The 16,383-nt window shown below is 70.5% G+C and carries 22 protein-coding genes; 11 read left to right on the plus strand and 11 right to left on the minus strand.

The window, feature by feature from the left end:
• Window positions 1-140: 140 nt before the first annotated feature.
• Window positions 141-296, minus strand: coding sequence for a YdcH family protein (locus tag H7F49_RS09050; RefSeq protein WP_185683272.1), 156 nt, complete (start codon window positions 294-296; stop codon window positions 141-143).
• A gap of 243 nt (window positions 297-539) precedes the next feature.
• Between H7F49_RS09050 and H7F49_RS19520 the strand changes: the two genes are divergently transcribed.
• The 3 genes from H7F49_RS19520 to H7F49_RS09065 all read left to right on the plus strand — a co-directional run bounded on the left by H7F49_RS19520 (window position 540) and on the right by H7F49_RS09065 (window position 2,113).
• A complete protein-coding gene (locus tag H7F49_RS19520) occupies window positions 540-737 on the plus strand; it encodes a YdcH family protein (RefSeq protein ID WP_185683273.1) in 198 nt (65 codons plus the stop codon).
• A gap of 150 nt (window positions 738-887) precedes the next feature.
• A complete protein-coding gene (locus tag H7F49_RS09060; RefSeq protein WP_185683274.1) occupies window positions 888-1,358 on the plus strand; it encodes a DUF1465 family protein in 471 nt (156 codons plus the stop codon).
• Between the two features lie 143 nt (window positions 1,359-1,501).
• Window positions 1,502-2,113, plus strand: coding sequence for a lysophospholipid acyltransferase family protein (locus tag H7F49_RS09065; protein WP_185683275.1), 612 nt, complete (start codon window positions 1,502-1,504; stop codon window positions 2,111-2,113).
• A gap of 82 nt (window positions 2,114-2,195) precedes the next feature.
• Here H7F49_RS09065 and H7F49_RS09070 read toward each other — a convergent pair whose 3' ends face one another.
• Window positions 2,196-2,822, minus strand: coding sequence for a hypothetical protein (locus H7F49_RS09070; protein ID WP_185683276.1), 627 nt, complete (start codon window positions 2,820-2,822; stop codon window positions 2,196-2,198).
• Window positions 2,823-2,963: 141 nt separating this feature from the next.
• On the opposite strand from H7F49_RS09070, the gene H7F49_RS09075 reads away from it, so the two are divergent.
• From H7F49_RS09075 to nadA, 4 genes are all read left to right on the plus strand, one after another.
• Window positions 2,964-3,839: an MBL fold metallo-hydrolase gene (locus H7F49_RS09075; protein ID WP_185683277.1), complete on the plus strand. Its 876-nt coding sequence runs from the start codon at window positions 2,964-2,966 to the stop codon at window positions 3,837-3,839.
• Window positions 3,821-4,552, plus strand: a complete 732-nt coding sequence (locus H7F49_RS09080) for a DUF4230 domain-containing protein (RefSeq protein ID WP_235982049.1) — start codon at window positions 3,821-3,823, stop codon at window positions 4,550-4,552. The genes H7F49_RS09075 and H7F49_RS09080 overlap by 19 nt, the downstream gene beginning before the upstream one ends.
• An 84-nt stretch (window positions 4,553-4,636) precedes the next feature.
• Window positions 4,637-5,371, plus strand: coding sequence for a hypothetical protein (locus H7F49_RS09085; protein WP_185683278.1), 735 nt, complete (start codon window positions 4,637-4,639; stop codon window positions 5,369-5,371).
• Window positions 5,372-5,486: 115 nt separating this feature from the next.
• Entirely contained in the window at window positions 5,487-6,476 is a 990-nt protein-coding gene (nadA, locus tag H7F49_RS09090; protein WP_185683279.1) for a quinolinate synthase NadA, read from the plus strand.
• A 21-nt stretch (window positions 6,477-6,497) separates the two neighbouring features.
• On the opposite strand, the gene H7F49_RS09095 is transcribed toward nadA, so the two are convergent.
• The 5 genes from H7F49_RS09095 to lipB are packed head-to-tail and all read right to left on the minus strand — an operon-like array spanning window position 6,498 to window position 9,739.
• Window positions 6,498-7,058 carry a hypothetical protein gene (locus H7F49_RS09095; RefSeq protein ID WP_185683280.1) on the minus strand — a complete coding sequence of 187 codons (561 nt, stop codon included), beginning with the start codon at window positions 7,056-7,058 and terminating at the stop codon, window positions 6,498-6,500.
• The gene (locus H7F49_RS09100; RefSeq protein WP_185683281.1) at window positions 7,055-7,807 is read right to left on the minus strand and encodes a metallophosphoesterase family protein; all 753 of its coding nucleotides are present in this window, start codon (window positions 7,805-7,807) and stop codon (window positions 7,055-7,057) included. Before H7F49_RS09100 ends, H7F49_RS09095 begins: the two co-directional genes overlap by 4 nt.
• Window positions 7,804-8,724, minus strand: a complete 921-nt coding sequence (locus H7F49_RS09105) for a DMT family transporter (RefSeq protein ID WP_185683282.1) — start codon at window positions 8,722-8,724, stop codon at window positions 7,804-7,806. Before H7F49_RS09105 ends, H7F49_RS09100 begins: the two co-directional genes overlap by 4 nt.
• Window positions 8,721-9,008 carry a hypothetical protein gene (locus H7F49_RS09110; RefSeq protein WP_185683283.1) on the minus strand — a complete coding sequence of 96 codons (288 nt, stop codon included), beginning with the start codon at window positions 9,006-9,008 and terminating at the stop codon, window positions 8,721-8,723. The genes H7F49_RS09105 and H7F49_RS09110 overlap by 4 nt, the downstream gene beginning before the upstream one ends.
• Complete coding sequence (gene lipB / locus H7F49_RS09115) at window positions 9,005-9,739, minus strand: lipoyl(octanoyl) transferase LipB (RefSeq protein WP_185683284.1); 735 nt, start codon at window positions 9,737-9,739, stop codon at window positions 9,005-9,007. The genes H7F49_RS09110 and lipB overlap by 4 nt, the downstream gene beginning before the upstream one ends.
• A gap of 41 nt (window positions 9,740-9,780) precedes the next feature.
• Between lipB and H7F49_RS09120 the strand changes: the two genes are divergently transcribed.
• Complete coding sequence (locus H7F49_RS09120) at window positions 9,781-10,599, plus strand: hypothetical protein (protein WP_185683285.1); 819 nt, start codon at window positions 9,781-9,783, stop codon at window positions 10,597-10,599.
• 17 nt (window positions 10,600-10,616) lie between these two features.
• Here the strand turns inward: H7F49_RS09120 and H7F49_RS09125 are convergent, their stop codons facing one another.
• The 3 genes from H7F49_RS09125 to H7F49_RS09135 form a co-directional block, all read right to left on the minus strand.
• Complete coding sequence (locus H7F49_RS09125; protein WP_185683286.1) at window positions 10,617-11,258, minus strand: class I SAM-dependent methyltransferase; 642 nt, start codon at window positions 11,256-11,258, stop codon at window positions 10,617-10,619.
• Window positions 11,259-11,426: 168 nt separating this feature from the next.
• Window positions 11,427-11,771: an arsenate reductase family protein gene (locus H7F49_RS09130; RefSeq protein ID WP_185683287.1), complete on the minus strand. Its 345-nt coding sequence runs from the start codon at window positions 11,769-11,771 to the stop codon at window positions 11,427-11,429.
• A 35-nt stretch (window positions 11,772-11,806) separates the two neighbouring features.
• On the minus strand, window positions 11,807-12,325 hold the full coding sequence (locus H7F49_RS09135; RefSeq protein WP_185683288.1) for a (2Fe-2S)-binding protein: 519 nt from the start codon (window positions 12,323-12,325) through the stop codon (window positions 11,807-11,809).
• A 239-nt stretch (window positions 12,326-12,564) separates the two neighbouring features.
• Between H7F49_RS09135 and H7F49_RS09140 the strand changes: the two genes are divergently transcribed.
• Genes H7F49_RS09140 through H7F49_RS09150 form a run of 3 tightly spaced genes read left to right on the plus strand, consistent with a single transcriptional unit; the run spans window position 12,565 to window position 15,146 of the window.
• Complete coding sequence (locus tag H7F49_RS09140; protein ID WP_185683289.1) at window positions 12,565-13,821, plus strand: glycosyltransferase family 2 protein; 1,257 nt, start codon at window positions 12,565-12,567, stop codon at window positions 13,819-13,821.
• 39 nt (window positions 13,822-13,860) lie between these two features.
• On the plus strand, window positions 13,861-14,271 hold the full coding sequence (locus H7F49_RS09145) for a GtrA family protein (RefSeq protein ID WP_185683290.1): 411 nt from the start codon (window positions 13,861-13,863) through the stop codon (window positions 14,269-14,271).
• Window positions 14,268-15,146: a class I SAM-dependent methyltransferase gene (locus H7F49_RS09150; RefSeq protein ID WP_185683291.1), complete on the plus strand. Its 879-nt coding sequence runs from the start codon at window positions 14,268-14,270 to the stop codon at window positions 15,144-15,146. Before H7F49_RS09145 ends, H7F49_RS09150 begins: the two co-directional genes overlap by 4 nt.
• 76 nt (window positions 15,147-15,222) lie before the next feature.
• Here the strand turns inward: H7F49_RS09150 and H7F49_RS09155 are convergent, their stop codons facing one another.
• The gene (locus H7F49_RS09155; RefSeq protein WP_185686001.1) at window positions 15,223-16,359 is read right to left on the minus strand and encodes a glycosyltransferase family 4 protein; all 1,137 of its coding nucleotides are present in this window, start codon (window positions 16,357-16,359) and stop codon (window positions 15,223-15,225) included.
• Window positions 16,360-16,383 lie beyond the last annotated feature (24 nt).

The following is a 16,383-nucleotide window of genomic DNA, read 5'->3' on the forward strand; positions in this document are numbered from 1 at the left end:
ACCCGGCCCCGCACCTGGCGCCGCGCCCGGCCCCGCGCGCGGCCGGGCGGCCGACCGCCGGCGCAAAACCGGGCCGGCTCCGCCAGGCGGGGCCTGCGCAGGCAGGATGGGACCGCTCAGCCCCGGTCGGGGCCGGGCGGTCAGATGTGGGCGAGTTCTTCCTTGATCCGCAACTTGCGCTTCTTGAGGGCCTGGATCGTCGACGGGTCGGGCACGGGTCGGCTCATTTCCTCCGCGATCTGGCGTTCGATCCCGGCGTGCTTGAGCTGCAGAGCACTGACATGCGATGATTTCATGGAGCATACCTCCTCAGTTTGCCCGTTTGCGCGCGCTCACCGCACCGGCGAAGGCAGGTTGGACAGCCGACTCGCCGGAAATGAGTCGAGCACCGCGATTGTCAGGAAATCATATTAAGCCTATCTTGCGAAGCGGATTAGAACTGGAAGCGACCAAACCCGATGCATTCGCGACGGACCGTTGAACGGGCCATCGCCGGGAGGGTCGCTGGTTCGACGGACGAGGGACGGGCGGATCATCACGTGAGCGAAGAGGAACTGCGCAAGCGCCTGGAAATGCTCAGGATCGAGCACCGGGACCTCGATGCCGCGATCGATGCGCTGAGCTCGACCGGGGCCATGGACCAGTTGCAGGTGGCGCGGCTGAAGAAGCGCAAGCTGCGGCTCAAGGACCAGATCGCCATGCTCGAGGACTATCTGATCCCCGACATCATCGCCTGACTCTCCGCCGGCCTCACCCCGGCGGGCGATGCGTGGCCCGGCCGCTGACCCCGATCCGCCGTATCAATCCGGCACAGTCCCGATTTGGGTGGGGATGAGTTGCGTCCCGCGATTGAAACGCCCGATTCCCCGGGTCTATCGCAGGCCATCATGGCCCGGATGGTAGACCTCAACGCACGGATCATCGAGTCCCTCTACATCGAGGGCCTGATGCTGTCGGACGAGGTGCGGGCGGCATTCGACCTGACCCCAGGGGCGGCCAACGACACCCGCAACGATGGCGATACCGCGCGCATCGCCTTTTCCTGCGAGGCGCTGCGCACGACCACGCGGATGATGCATTCGGTCGCCTGGCTGATCAATCACCGCGCCTACTTCCGGCAGGAGATCAGCGAGTTCCAGTTGCGCCGCTATGGCCGCATCTCGCCCAGCCTGCCCGATGCGGCGCCCGACCGGCTGGCCCTGTTGCCCCCGGCGGTGCAGGAGCTGATCCGCGCGACCGAGCGGTTCTATGCGCGGCTGGTGCGGCTCGATGCCGGCTGGCGGGACCGCGCCCCCCGCACCGGCGAGACGAGTGCGATCCAGCGCCTGCGCGAACGGCTGGTCCACGCGGTCGGCTGAGCGCGGGTCCGTGGGCCCGCTGGCTCCAGCCGGTCGGGACTGCGGACTGCCGGTCGTCCCCCCACGCAAAACGGTGGTCGTGCTCGTCCCGCCCGGCTATAGCCCGGGCGCGGCACGAACGCCGTCGCCGTTGGGAGGGCGCCATGGCCGCGGGCCAACAACAAACAGCGGTCGCGGATGCCGCCCCGGGCCTTGCCGCCCGCCTGCTGCGCCGCCTGCTCGTCGCGCTTTACCGGCACGGCGGCTGGACCTCGACCGGGACGGTGCCGGAACCGCAGCGCTTCGTCCTCATCGCCGTGCCGCACACCAGCAATTGGGACTTCCCCAATTTCCTGGGTGTGACCCAGGCGCTGGGCATTCGTGCCCATTTCATGGCCAAGGCGTCGCTGTTCCGCTGGCCGCTGGGCGGCTTCATGCGTCAGGTCGGCGGGGTCCGGATCGATCGGGCAAAGGCGAAGGACACCGTCAGCCAGATGATCGAGGAATTCGCCCGTCGCGACGAGTTCGTCCTGACGATCGCGCCCGAAGGGACGCGGGGCCGCGCGGAGCGCTGGCGCACCGGCTTTTACCAGATCGCCCTGGGCGCAGGCGTGCCCATCGTGTGCGGCTATATGGACTATGCGACGCGCCGCTCGGGGCTCGGTCCGGTGATCGTCCCCACGGGCGATTATGAGGCCGACATGGCCCCGGCCTTCGCCTTCTATCGCGGTATCACGGGCAAGAACGCGGGACAGACGACGCTGGGCGAACCCTGAGGGATCGCCATCCGGGGCAAGCCAGGGACGAACCTGGCCGGGCGGGGCGCACCGGACGGGTGGGCCCGATCCGTCGGCCCCCTCAGTCCGGCGGAGACCCGCAAGTGGGGTCGGCCGGAAGCGGGCCGGAGAACGCCGCCCCCCCGACCGAGCGGACAAAGGCCGTGAACGGCGCCTTGGGATGGCTCTGATTGAGCCGGGTCAGCGCCGCGAAGAAGGCGCCGCCGCAGGTGTCGAAGGCGATCAACTGGCCGGCCAGGCGGTCCTTCGGCGGCACCGCGGGCCGCGCCTTGCGCCGGACGGGCCAGTCTGTCGTCAGCCCGGGCCCCGCCGCCAGCATGTCGCCGCGCCGCTGGGCATCGTTGTTGGCGATGAAGGCCAGCGCGGTTCCGATCACCACTTCGGCGGCGGACGGCTGGCGCGGATCGTCCGACGGTTCCCAAGGCTGAGCGGCGTAGGTTCCAACCGTGGCCGCCAGGGCGCGCAGCTCCTGCGCGGTGAGGTTCAGGCTATCGAGCCAGACGGGCAGAGCCGCGCTGTCGGCGGCATAGTAGTCGTTCACCGCTCCGGTTCCGACGGTCAGTTGGGTCGGGGCAACGAAGCGAGCATTGTACTCCGCGGTGGTCGCCGCCACGGAACCCGGCCCGCTCTGCGCCATGGCGGGGGCGGTGCCCAGGGCCAGGGGGGCCAGCATCAGAACGGCCTTCATGGTTTCCCTCCCATCCGCGACCCGGCGGGAGACCAACCGAGCAGAGCCAAGCTGAACGCAGGATGACCGCTGCCCCGGCCGCTTCACATCCCGCCGCAGCAAGGCTCGACAGGGCGCCCGCGAGTATCCATATCGGCCGCCATGGAACTGCCTGCGCGCCCCTGGCCCACCGGCCTTGTCGAACAGCTCGAACCGCTGGTGCGCCGGGTGCTGGCGCCCAATCCCAGCCCCTATACCTACACCGGGACCGAGACCTACCTGATCGGGGCGGGGGACGAGATCGCGGTGATCGACCCCGGTCCGGACGAGCCCGCACACCTCGCCGCGCTGCTCGCGGCGATCGGCCCGGCCCGGGTCACGGCGATCTGCTGCACGCACACCCACCGCGATCACTCGCCCGCCGCCGCCCCGCTCGCCGCCGCCACCGGCGCGCCGATCATCGGCTGCGCCCCGCTGGTGATCGAGACCGGCGACAGCGCGCGCAGCGACGCACCATTCGACCGCACCTATGCCCCCGACCGGGTGCTGGCCGATGGCGAGAGCCTGACCGGGCCGGACTGGACGCTGACCGCCGTCGCCACCCCCGGGCACACCTCCAACCACCTGTGCTATGCCCTGGAGGAAAGCGGCGCCCTGTTCACCGGCGATCACGTGATGGGCTGGTCGACCAGCGTGGTGGTGCCGCCCGATGGCGACATGGCCGCCTATATGGCCAGCCTGGACAAGCTGCATGCCCGTGACGACCGGGTCTACTACCCGGCCCACGGGCCCCAGGTGGACAAACCACAACAGCTCACCCGCGGGATGATCGGCCATCGCCGCCAGCGCGAGCGGCAGATCCTGCGCCTGCTGGAAGAGACCCCCGCCGAAGTGGCGGCGCTGGTCCCGCAGATGTACAAGGGCTTGAACCCGGCGCTGTGGAAGGCCGCCGGGCAGTCGGTCCTGGCCCACCTGATCGACCTCGAGCAGCGCGGCGTGGTCCGGCGCGAGGAGGAGACATGGACGATCCTCACCTGACCGGACCACAGCGCACCGGGCCGCCGCCGAACAGCGCCGCCCCGCCATCCGGTGCGGGCCAGCCGGAACGCCCGTCCCGCCCGCACCTGAGCGGACCGACTCCCCTGCGGGTGGTGCTGCCCTGGCTGCTGTGCGGCGCCGCCCTCGCCTGGGGCGGGATGACCTCGTGGCAATTGTGGAAGCCGGCGCCGGCGGGCGATCCGCTGGCCACCATGCTGACCGCCTTCGCCCGGCAGGACCGCCTCACCGTGTTTTCGGCCGAACTGGCCCCGGTCGTCGCCAGCGATGACGCGCGGCTGTTCGGCATGCTCAAATCGCGGCAGGTCGCGGTGATCCCGGCGCGGGTCGATTACGCGATCGACCTCTCGGCGATCGGTCGCGACCGGCTGGGCTGGGATGCGGCGGCGCACCGGCTGGACGTGCGCCTGCCCCCGCTGCAACTGTCGCGCCCCAACCTGGACGAGGGGCGGGCCCAGTACCTGCGCGAGGGCACCTGGATCACCGGCTCCGCCCAGGAGCAGCTGACCCGCGAGAACACCCGCCTCGCCGAAACGCAGGCGGCCCAGGCCGCGGCCAATCCCGCGCTGATGACCCTGGCCCGCTCGGCCGCGAAGGACGCCTTGCGGCAGAACCTGACGATCCCGCTGCAGGTCGCCGGCTATGCCGACGCCACCGTGACCGTGCGCTTCGACGGCGAATCAGCGGAGCGCTGAGGCCCCGGGGCGCGCGAACAAACTCCTGTCTCCTCCCGGCCATCTGGGTTAGCCTTGCGGTCGGCGGAAATGGGGAGAAGGCCGATGGCGACACGCATGGTCAGGCGCAGTGACGAGACGGGCTATGCGGCCAATCAGTCGTTCTTCGTCCAGCTCGCCTGGATCTGCGCCGCGATCATCGTCATCGGGTTTGTCCAGAACGCCGCGCTGGGCCGGGTCGCGATTCCGCTGGTGCCGATCTGGGTCCATCTGCATGGTCTGCTGATGCTGGCCTGGCTGGGCTTGCTGATCACCCAGAACCGGCTGGCCGCAAGCGGCGCTCTAGCCCGCCATCGCCAACTCGGCAGGATCGGTGCGGGGCTGGTCGGCGCGATCGTTCTGATCGCCGGATACTCCAGCATGATGGCGCTGGTGCTGCACCGCTATCCGCCGTTCTTCACCCCGGCCTACTTCCTGGCGCTGGGAATCGGCGAGGCGGGCAGTTTCGCCGGACTGGTGGTGGCCGGGATCGCCCGGCGCGCCGATACCGAAACGCACCGCCGCCTGATTTCGGGCAGTTCGCTGGTCCTGCTCGAACCGGCACTCGGCCGGCTGCTGCCGATGCCGCTGATCGGCGGCGAGACAGGGCAATGGGTGATCCTGGCGATCCAGCTGGGATTCGTGGCCGCCATCGCGCGCGAGGATCGCCGATCGCGCGGACGGGTCCTGCCGGCGACCCTGGCGGTGGCTGCCACGCTGATCGCCACCCACACGCTGGTGTCACTGGGGGCGAGGCTGCCTCTGCTCGAAAGCTGGGCCGCACAGCTGGTCGCCCCCTGAACCGGCAGCGGTCCTGACCGATCGGGCACGATGCGGATCGATCCGGCGTTTTTCCCTTGGGTTTCGTGGACAGCGTTTCTATCTGGGCGGCACCCCCGCCTGAGGACACCCCGTGATGACCGCCGCGCCAACCAACCTTGCCGGACTTGACCTGCGTGCCGAGATCGACCGGCTGCGGCGCGAAAAGAACGCGGTCATCCTGGCGCACTATTACCAGCGGCCCGAAATCCAGGACCTGGCGGACTACATCGGCGACAGCCTGGAGCTGAGCCGCAAGGCCGCCGCCTCGGATGCCGAGGTGATCGCCTTCTGCGGGGTCAAGTTCATGGCGGAGACCGCCAAGATCCTCGCCCCGGAAAAGACCGTGATCCTGCCCGACGTCAACGCCGGCTGCAGCCTGGAGGACGCCTGCCCGCCCGAGGCCTTCAAGGCCTTCCGCGCGGCCCATCCCGATCACATCGCGCTGACCTACATCAACTGCTCGACCGAGGTGAAGGCACTGTCCGACATCATCGTCACCTCGTCCTCGGCCGAGACGATCCTGGCGCAGATCCCGCGCGACCAGAAGATCATCTTCGGCCCCGACCGGCACCTGGGCGGCTATCTCAACCGCAAGTTCGATCGCGACATGCTGCTCTGGCCGGGGGTGTGCATCGTGCACGAGGCCTTCTCGGAGACCGAACTGCTCAAGCTCAAGGCGCAGCACCCGGGCGCGCCGGTCGCGGCCCATCCGGAATGCCCGCCGCACATCATCGACCATGCCGACTACGTCGGATCGACCAGCGGCATCCTGGGCTATGCCAAGCAGTTGCCCGGCGACACCCTGATCGTCGCCACCGAACCGCACATCATCCACCAGATGGAACTGGCCCTGCCGGGCAAGACCTTCATCGGGGCCCCGGGCGCGGACGGCAACTGCAACTGCAACATCTGCCCCTACATGGCGCTCAACACGCTGGAGAAGCTCTACCTCGCGCTGCGTGACCTGACCCCGCAGGTGCACATCGAGGAAAGCCTGCGGCTGGCAGCGAAGACGAGCCTGGACCGCATGCTGGAGATGGCGAGCGGGTCGGTCGGCCGGGGCGATCTGGGCGCGCGGAGCTGACACCCGGAGCTTGAGGGGCGGTCAGCCGGCGCCGGGGTTGTCCGAGGCGGCGGCAAGCCGGGCAAGGAATTCGTCCGGCCGGTCGAGCTTGAGGCGGATGCCGTCGACGGCCAGGCGGCGCAGCCCCAGCACGGTCGCGCGCACCGGGGCGCGGAACACCAGCACCAGGTTGGGACTGGCCAGCAGCGCCCCGTTGAGCACCCGCGCATCGCCCCCGACCTGCCCGGCCGGATCGACCGCCGCGGCCGGGAAGTCCAGCGCGAACAGCAGGCCGACCCGCACCGTCACCCGATCGCCCGCAATGGTCGTGGGCAGGCGTCCCAGCGAGCGCAGGATCGCGATCGCGCAGACCAGCATCGCATCGGACAGCACGGCCAGGACGAGCAGCACCCGCGAATGGCCCAGCATCAGGCCCAGCGCGTGCAGCACGGCGGATTCGAACAGGGCAAGCACGAAGAACACCCAGGCGCTGGCGATCATGTCCGGCGCCGGGTAGAACCGGGCCGTGTCCGGGCTGGACGGCGGGCGGCGCGGCGGCCACAGCGCGTGGCGCACGATGGCCCCCAGGGCGCCGGGTATCATGCCCCCTCCGTCATCCGCCCGGTGCGCAGCGCCACCGCCCAGTCGGGCCGGCCATGGGTCTGGGCCAGTCGCGCGGCGCCGGCCCAGTCATAGCGCACCAGACGGTGTTCGGCCTGCCAGCCGTCCGCTCCCCGCGTGACGATGGCATAGCGGGCGTGGGGTGATCCGGTTTCCACCGCGTGGGGCCAGGGATGATCGTCGGCATAGGCGGGCAGGCCGACGCTGCCCGGGTTCACGATCATCCGGCCATCCCCCAGCACGACCGTGCGCGGGACATGGGTGTGGCCGCACAGGATCAGGCGGACACCGGGCGTGTCCCCGGCCCGCGCCGCGACCTCGGCCGCGGTCGCCGCGCGCAGCCCCTGCGGGGTGACGGTTTCGAGGAAATAGACCAGATCGCTCTCCGGCGTGCCGTGGACCATCAGCGCGTCCTCGCCCAGTGGCAGCCGCGTGGGCAGACCGGCCAGCCAGGCGCGATGATCCGCGCGCAGGCGGCTTGCGGCGAAGCGGTCGGACGGTCCCATCGCCTCGGGCGGAAGGTCCAGCAGCTGGCGTTCGTGATTGCCGCGGATCGTGGGCAGGGCCAGCGCCATGAGGCGGTCCGCGGTTTCCGCGGGAAGCAGCGGGCCGGACAGGATATCCCCCAGGTTGACCGTCTGATCCACGCCTTGCGCGGCAATGTCCGCAAGCACCGCCTCGAGCGCGGCGAGATTGCCGTGAATGTCGGAGAGGACCGCGATCCGCGTCATGCCGCGGCCCCGGAACGCTCCCCCGCCCGGGCGATCACCAGCGCGGCGGCGACCAGCAGCATGCCGATCGCATCGAGCAGGGTCAGGCGTTCGCCGAAGGCCAGCCACCCGGCGGTGATCGCCACGGCCGGCTGGGTCATCAGCACCAGCCCGATGACCAGCGGTTTGAAGTGCTTGAGCGCGAAGACCAGCAGGCCCTGGCCGATCACCTGGCTGCCGAGCGCCAGGGCGAACAGGGGCCACCAGCGGTGGGGCCAGACCGGCTCACCCAGGGCGAGGGCCAGGCCCAGCAGCACCGGCGCCCCGGCCAGGCTTGACCAGGCGAGCAGGGCCCAGTTGCCCAGCGTGGCGCGGGCGCGCTGCAGGACGATGATGTAGAAGGCATAGCACAGGCCCGCGAACAGGCAGAACAGGTCACCGATCAGCGTCGCCCGGCCGATCTCGAGGCTGCGCCCCATCAGGATGGCGGCACCGGCCACGGCCGCGGCCAGCGCGCCCCATTCGAAGCCGTTCGGTCGCCGCCCCAGCGCCATCAGCCCCCAGACCATGATGATCAGGCTGCCCGAGTTGCCGAACAGCGCGGCATTGCCCAGCCGGGTCATGCCGATCCCGATGTGCCAGGTGCCCAGATCGGCGGCGAACATCACGCCTGCCGCGACCATCACCAGCATGGTCTTGGCGGGAATCCCGGTCAGCGGCTGGCGATTGGCCCGGGCAAAGCCGAACAGCAGCGGCAGGGGCAGGAACAGCCGCCAGAACCCGGCCGCGACCGGACCGGAATCGGCCAGGCGGACCGACCAGGGGCCCAGCGCGAGCACCACGTTCGCCAGCAGCAGTGCGGCCAGATGCCAGCCCGACCATGCGGCCCGGGCATCGGTCTGCGGCGGAGGGACCGGCGTGGCGGGTGCGACGGTCACTCGGCCGGAGCCGGGGCAGGAGCGGCGGGGTCCGGATCGGCCTCGGGCTCGGCCGCCTCGGTCGCGCTGTCCTCGGCAGCGGGTCCGGATCGGGCCGCCCGCGCCGCACGGGGATCGAGCGGCGGCTGCGAGGTGGCCGTATCGAGCGGCAGCATGGCATCGCTGGCCGTCCCGTCGAGCACCGGCACCGGGGCGTCGCTCTGGCTCGGCCCGGCCTGCTGGCACCCGGCCAGGGTCGAAGCCAGGCCAAGCGCCAGGACGAAAGCGGCGGGCACACGGATCATTGCGAAATCTCGTCAGCGGCGGGAACGGGAACGGTCTCGGCCTGGCCCGGACAGGGCCGATCGAGCGCGGCGAGGAAGGCGGGCGCCTGGGCCAGCAAGGCCCGGTCCCACTCCGCCGCCGTGACCCGGTGCCCCAGGCGGGCCAGGCTGGTCACCCCGAACTCGTCGATCCCGCAGGGCACGATCCCGCCGAAGTGCGAGAGGTCGGGATCGAGATTGACCGAGAAGCCGTGCATCGTCACCCAGCGGCGGATGCGGACACCGATTGCGCCGATCTTGGCTTCACGGCCATCGATGTCGCGGGTCCAGATCCCGACGCGGCCCTCGGCCCGCCAGGATTCGACGCCGAACTCCGCCAGCGTGGCGATGACCCAGCCTTCGAGCGCGTGGACAAAGCCCCGCACGTCGCGGGCGCGGGTCTTGAGATCGAGCAGCACGTAGCCGATGCGCTGCCCGGGACCGTGATAGGTGTAGCGGCCGCCGCGTCCGGCGCTGACCACCTCAAACCGCGGATCGAGCAGCTCGCCCGGCGCGGCGCTGGTCCCGGCGGTGTAGACCGGCGGATGTTCGAGCAGCCAGACCAGCTCGCGCGCCGTACCCTCGGCGATCGCGGCATTGCGCTCCGCCATGGCCTCCAGCGCGGCGCGATAGGGCACGAGATCCTGCTCGCGCCGCCATTCGATGGTGGCGGGCAGAGCGGCGGCAGGGTCGGGAAACGGGTCGACATGCATCCTGCGTTGCGTGGCGCCATTCGCTGCGGTTATCAAGGGGCATGGACAGCCCTTCCCCGCGCGCCACGCCGCGCTTCGACAGCAACCGCGCCTGGCAACAGGCCCTTGCCGCGATCTCGGCCAACCGGGAGGTGCTGCTGGCCCTGGCCGGCGTGTTCTTCCTGCTGCCCGGACTGGCCTTCTCGCTGCTGTTTCCGCAGCCCACCCCCCCGGCCGGCGCCGACCAGAAGGCGGCCGCCGCCTATCTGATGGACTACTACGGCCGGATGCTGCCCTATGCCCTGCCCGTGTTCGTGATGCAGGCCGGGGGCACGCTGGGCATGCTCACGCTGCTCACGGACCGCCGCCGGCCGACCGTGGCAGAGGCCATCCGGACCGGGTTCGGCGCGATTCTGCCCTATCTCGCCTCGCAACTGATCGTCGGCTTCGTGATGGGCATGGTCGCCGTGCTGATCATGGTCCTGTTCGTGATGCTCAACGCCAAGTCCTTCGGCGTCCTCGCGATGCTGATGATGCTGGTTTACGCGATCGTGTGCACGTCGCTCGCTGCGCCGGTCATCGCCGTGGAAGGCGTGCGCAACCCGATCCGGGCCCTGACCCGGTCCTGGCAACTGGTACGCGGCAACTCGCTGCGCCTCGCGTTCTTCCTGGTGCTGGTGCTGGTGGCGTCGAGCGTGGTGGTGATGGTCATCACCGCGCTGGGCGGAACCCTGCTCGGCCTGCTGTTGCCGCAGGCCTTTGCGGTGATCGGGGCTGCCGTCATTTCGGCGACGCTCGGGGCCCTGCTGGCCCTGATCTTCGTCGCCATCCTGGCATCCACCCACGCCCAGTTGTCCGGGCCCGAGGCCCAGGGCGCCTGACCGCCCGGGCGGAGGGTTCAATCGGCGGGGTCGGCGTCCTTCCAGCCCCAGGAAAGGAAGCAGGGCGGCACGTTGCGCCATTCGATCGCCTTGTCGATCCGGCGGAAGTAGCGGGCCTTCAGCGCCTGTGCACGGGCGGTGAACTGATAGACCAGGAAGGCCCCACCAGAGCGCAGCACCCGGTGCGTCGCGGCGGCGATGGCCGGACCGACGCCTTCGGGCAGGGTCGAAAAGGGCAGTCCCGACAGCACGTAGTCCGCATGGTCATGACCATGGGCCCGGACGATCGCCTCGACATCGGCAGCCGAGCCATGGACGGCGACGAAGCGGCTGTCGGTGATGGTGCGGCGCAGGTAGTCGATGAAATCGGGATTGGTATCGATCACGATCAGTTGGCCATCGCGCCGCAGCCGGTCGAGCACCGGGCGGCAGAACGTCCCGACGCCGGGGCCATACTCGACGAACAGGCGGCAGTTGTCCCAATCGACCGGCGCCAGCATCCGGTCGATCGTGAAACGCGACGACGGGATGATCGATCCGACCATGACCGGATGGCGCAGGAAGCCCTCCAGAAACACGCCCTGCGGTCCCAGCCATTGCTTGATCCGGCGTTTCAGCCGGTGCGAGAGGGCCTGCGGGGCAAGATCGGATGACGGCATCGGCTCTTTCTGTCTAAAGGCAGGTCGGGGCAGGTCGAAGATGGATCGGGGTTTTTCCGGCGATTGCAAATTTGGCGGAGCAAGGCAAGCGCCCGACTGACGCGCGGGACCGGTTCTCCCGGGCCGCGCCGGACAGGCCGTTGCGTTGCGGCGCCGGGCCGCCGGCGGTCAGAGGATCTCGTGCACCCGGTCCTGCGGGCGGCACAGGCGCACGCCCCGTTCGGTCTCGACCAGCGGCCGCTCGATCAGGATCGGATCGGCCGCCATGGCCGCCAGCACGGTGGCATCGTCGGCATCGGGCAGCCCCTTCTCGGCCGCGTCGGTACCGCGCAGGCGCAAACCATGCTGCGGAGTCAGCCCGGCGTCGCGATAGAGCTGGGCGAGCTTGTCCGCCGTCGGCGGCGCCTTCAGGTAGGCGATCACCGTCAGGTCAATCCCGGGGCTCTCCTGCAGGATCGCCAGGGTCTTGCGCGAGGTGCCGCAGGCCGGGTTGTGCCAGATCGTTGCCTTCATCTTGTCCTCGTGCCGGGCGCAGCGGCCCGGGGTTGCTAGTCGAGCGGCGCCGGCGCGGATTCGCCGGGCCGGACGGGAGCCGGGGTTGTCGCCGTGACCGGCCCGGTCACCCGGCGCACCGCGGCGAGCAGGCGCGGATAGACCCCGCACCGGCAGACGTTGCCCAGGGCCGAGCGCACGTCACCGTCGCTGGGCCGGGGGTTGCGGGCGAGCAGGCCGGCGATCGCCACGACCAGCCCCGGGGTGCAGAACCCGCACTGGATCGCCTGCTCGTCGATCAGCGCCTGGATCACCGGATGCCGCGCCGCGCCGGGGGTGCGCCGGGCCAGCGCCTCGATGGTGGTGACCGATCGCCCCTCGGCCTCGGCCAGGGACAGCGTACAGGACGGCAGTGGCTCGCCATCGACCAGGACCAGGCAGGCGCCGCAGTCACCCGTGCCGCAGCCGTACTTGGTGCCGGTGAGATTGGCGACATCGCGCAGGGCCCACAGCAGCGGCATCTCGGGATCGAGCGCGAAATCGACCGGCTGGTCATTGAGGACAAGGCTCGGCATGGCCTCTGCCTAGCGCCGTGGCGCGGTTTGGGACAAGCCCTGTTCCCGGACCATCCCCGATGGCCGGACGCCGCCACGGCGACGGTGCCGGTGAAGCGCCTGAACCCACGACCCGGTTTACACCGCGCCATCCTGCCGCCATGGCGCGCGCAGCCCCGGCCGCACCCCCGGGGGAGCAAGACTTCATTATCCGTTTCAGGTAAGATAGAGACGGCCGGACCACGGGGAACACCGAGATCATGCAGCGCACCGACCAGACCGCGGGACAGGGCCGCGTCGAGGACATTGCGGTCTCGATCGTCATGCCGTGCCTGAACGAGGCGCAGTCGCTGGCGCACTGCATCGCCAATGCGCGCGAGGCGCTGGCCCGGATCGAGGCCACCTATGGCCTGACCGGGGAAATCGTCATCGCCGACAACGGGTCAACCGACGGCAGCCAGGCCCTGGCCCAGGGGCTGGGCGCCCGGGTCGTGCCGGTGGCGCGCAAGGGCTATGGCGCGGCGCTGATCGGCGGCTTCGATGCCGCCGCCGGGCGCTTCCTGGTGATGGGCGATGCCGACGGGTCCTATGACTTCATCGACAGCGTGGCGATGGTCGGCCGCCTGGTCGATGGCGCCGACCTGTGCATGGGATCGCGTTTCCAGGGCGGGATCAAGCCCGGGGCGATGCCCTGGAAGAACCGCTACATCGGCAATCCGGCGCTGACCGGAATCCTCAACCTGTTCTTCCGCACCGGGGTCGACGATGCCCATTGCGGGCTGCGCGCGATCCGGCGCGAGGCCTATGCCGGACTGGCGCTGGAAAGCACCGGGATGGAATTCGCCAGCGAGATGGTGATCAAGGCCAGCCTCAAGCGCCTGCGCATCGACGAGGTCCCGGCCACGCTTTCGCCCGACCTGCGTGACCGCCCGCCCCATCTGCGCCCGTGGCGGGACGGGTGGCGGCATCTGCGCTACCTGTTCATGCTCAGCCCGACCTGGGCCTTCGGCGTACCGGCCCTTTTGCTGATCGCGCTGGGCACATGGATCCTCCTGATCGCGGCCCTGCACGACCTTGGCATCCTGGGCGGACCGGTCCATTTCGGGGTGAGCTGGACGATCCTGGCCACGTTCATGGTCACCACCGGGCACTTCGCGGCCATCATGGCCCTGGCCACCCATCTTTACGGGGTGACCGCCGGGTTCCGCCCGCTGCGCCCGATCCTGCGCCGCTTCGAACGCGTGCTGACCCTGGAAAGCGCGCTGGTCGCGGGGGGGCTGCTGATCGCCGGTTCGTTGCTGGGGCTGACCGGGGTGGGTGTCTGGTGGGGTGCGAACAACTTCGGCGCGCTGCCGACCACCCTGCCGCTGCTGCTGGCAATCGCGGCGGGGGTGATCGGGTTCCAGACCTTGCTGGGCGGGGTGCTGGTGTCGGTGATCGCCGGCCATCGCGCGCAGTTCACGCCGGCCCAGCCCGAGGCGCCCGCCGCACCGCCCCCGCTGCGGGCCGCGGCCTGAGCGTGCCGGTCTGATCGCGCCCGGCAGACCGTGCCGCCCATGCCTCCCGCCGATTTCGCCCGCCGCCACGGTGGCGAGCTGATCCGCTTCCTGGCGGTCGGCGGCGCCTCGGCGCTGCTCAACACCGCGATCATCGTCGCTCTGACCGAGCTGCTGCGGGTCGACTACCTGATCGCCTACGCCCTCTGCTTCGTGCTGGTCACGCTGTTCGGCTTCATCGCCAACCGGCGCTGGTCCTTCGCGCTGGCGGGCGGCGTGCAACGGCGCGAGGTGGTGCGCTATTACGGCGTCACCGTGGCGGGGACCCTCGCCGCCATGGCGGCGAGCCGGGGGCTGGTCGCGCTGGGCCTGCACTATGGCCTGGCGGTGTTCCTTTCCGCCGGGGTCCTGGCCCCGTTCAACTTCGTGGCGCACCGCTGGTTCAGCTTCGCCCCGGAGCGACGCCCGTGACCGCCCCGCCCTGCGCCGCCCGGCCCGGCGATTGTCGCTATGGCACGGCCCCGGAGCTGGTGCTCGACACCGGCAACCACCACATGCCGCAGGTCGAGATCTGGCGCTGCACCGCCTGCGGCCACGGTGTCACCCGGCCGGCCATGGCCGATGTCTCGCCGCTCTATGCCGGGCGCGAAAGCGACGATTACCTGGCCCGGGACAGCGGCTGGATCCAGTCGCTCAAGCGCATCGCGACCCGGCGCCTGGCGCGACGATTGATCGCCTTCGCCCCTGCGCCGCCGCGCCGGATCGCGGATTTCGGCACGGGCAACGGCATGCTGGCCCGCGCGCTCGCCGATGCCGCCGGTCCGGACGCCACGGTCCACGCGCTGGATTTCTTCGACGATCCGCCGGGACCGCTCGATCCGGTGCGCTATGCCAGCTTCGCTGCCGCGGCGCCGCTGCACGGCACGATGGACCTGGTCACCTGCTTCCATGTGCTGGAACACGACGATGATTCCGCCGCCATGCTGGCCCGGGTGCTCGCCTTCGTCCGCCCGGGCGGCACGCTGGTGATCGAAGTCCCCAATGTCGACTGCGTCTGGAACCCCTGGTTCGGCAAGGCCTGCGCCAACTGGTACGCCCCGTTCCACCGGGTCCACTTCACCCGCGCCAGCCTGCGCGCGCTGCTGGTCCGGCAGGGACTGGAGATCGTGGCCGAGCAGGACATCTGCGGCCCGACCTTCGCCCTGTCGCTGGCGCAATGGCTGGCGGTCCGCCCGAACGGCCTGCTGTTCGCCCTCGCGCTGGGGCTGCGCCCGTTGCAATGGGTAGCCGAACGGCTCACCCGGCGACCCAGCGCCCTGCGGATCATCGCGCGGCGGCCGGGCTAGAACCTGTCCTGTTCGGCGCTACCCGGAACGACCGAACCGGCTGCGGCGCGACCGGATCGCGAAACCGGGACGGCGGCTAGAGGCCCAGGCGGGCGCAGATTGCCGCGTAGGACGACGCGAACGACAGCCTTCGCTCGTGGCGGGCGTACCAGTCGTGGACCGAGCGGCGCAGCCCGTCCCCGCCGGCCAGGGCCTGGCCGATCGCCCGGGCGAGCGCAGCCGGGCTCGGGTCCGGGGCAACAAAGCCGTTCTCGCCCTCGTCGACCAGTTCGACCGCCGAATTGTCGGGTCCCGCGACGAGCACCACCGGCACCCCGCGCGCGGCCGCCTCGACCACGACCATGCCATAGCCTTCGCGCTCGGACGGCTGGACCATGACGGCGGCCTCGGCCTGCAGGCGTTCCAGTTCCTCGTTGGAAACAAAGCCCGGCAGCGCGATCTGCCCGGTCAGGCCGAGCGCGGCGATGCGGCTGCGGACCCGCTCCAGATCGGGACCGCGACCCAACAGCACCGCGCGGACCTGCGGATCGTCGCGCATCACCAGGGCCAGCGCCTCGACCAGCAGCAGGACCCGCTTTTCCGGGATCATGCGCCCGGCATAGAGCACCAGCGGCGGCCGGGCCGCCGGCTGCGGAACGTGGGCCGGGCCGCTGTACTGGCCATCCAGCACGGTGACCGGCCCGACCCCCAGCGCCTCGGCCCGGTGGGCATGGAGCCGGGCGAGGGCGAAGGGCACCTGCGGCACGAAAGCGCAGAAGCGCTGCACCCACCAGCCGACCGTACCGCCCAGGGGGCCAAGGTACTGCCGCCAGTAATCGCGGGTCCAGACCTCGATCCAGTCGACCGCCACGCGATAGCGGAAGAACGGGCTGAGCAGCCCGGTGGCGAGCAGCGAGAAGAACGGGAACGAGCAGCCGTGGACCACATCGTAACGGCGGCCATGTCGCAGCAGGTGCCAGAACACGCCCAGCCCGAACACCAGCGGCGGCAGGACGCGCCGCTTGCCATCGGTATAGAGGGCCAGACGCGGGCCGACCGCGATGACCTCAACCCCCGGCAGGTCGGGCGCTTGACCCGCATCCCATTGCCGCAGCGTCAGATAGGTCACACGGATGCCCCGGGCGGCGTGAGCCTCGGCCAGTTGGCGATAGACCCGCTCGGCGCCTCCGATCGTCCAGGGATACAGACAGTCATAGACGATGCAGACGTGCACGCGGGTTGCCTCAGGCGGGTCGGT

This window comes from Novosphingobium aerophilum, from assembly GCF_014230305.1.
In the GTDB taxonomy this organism is placed as follows: Bacteria; Pseudomonadota; Alphaproteobacteria; order Sphingomonadales; family Sphingomonadaceae; genus Novosphingobium; species Novosphingobium aerophilum.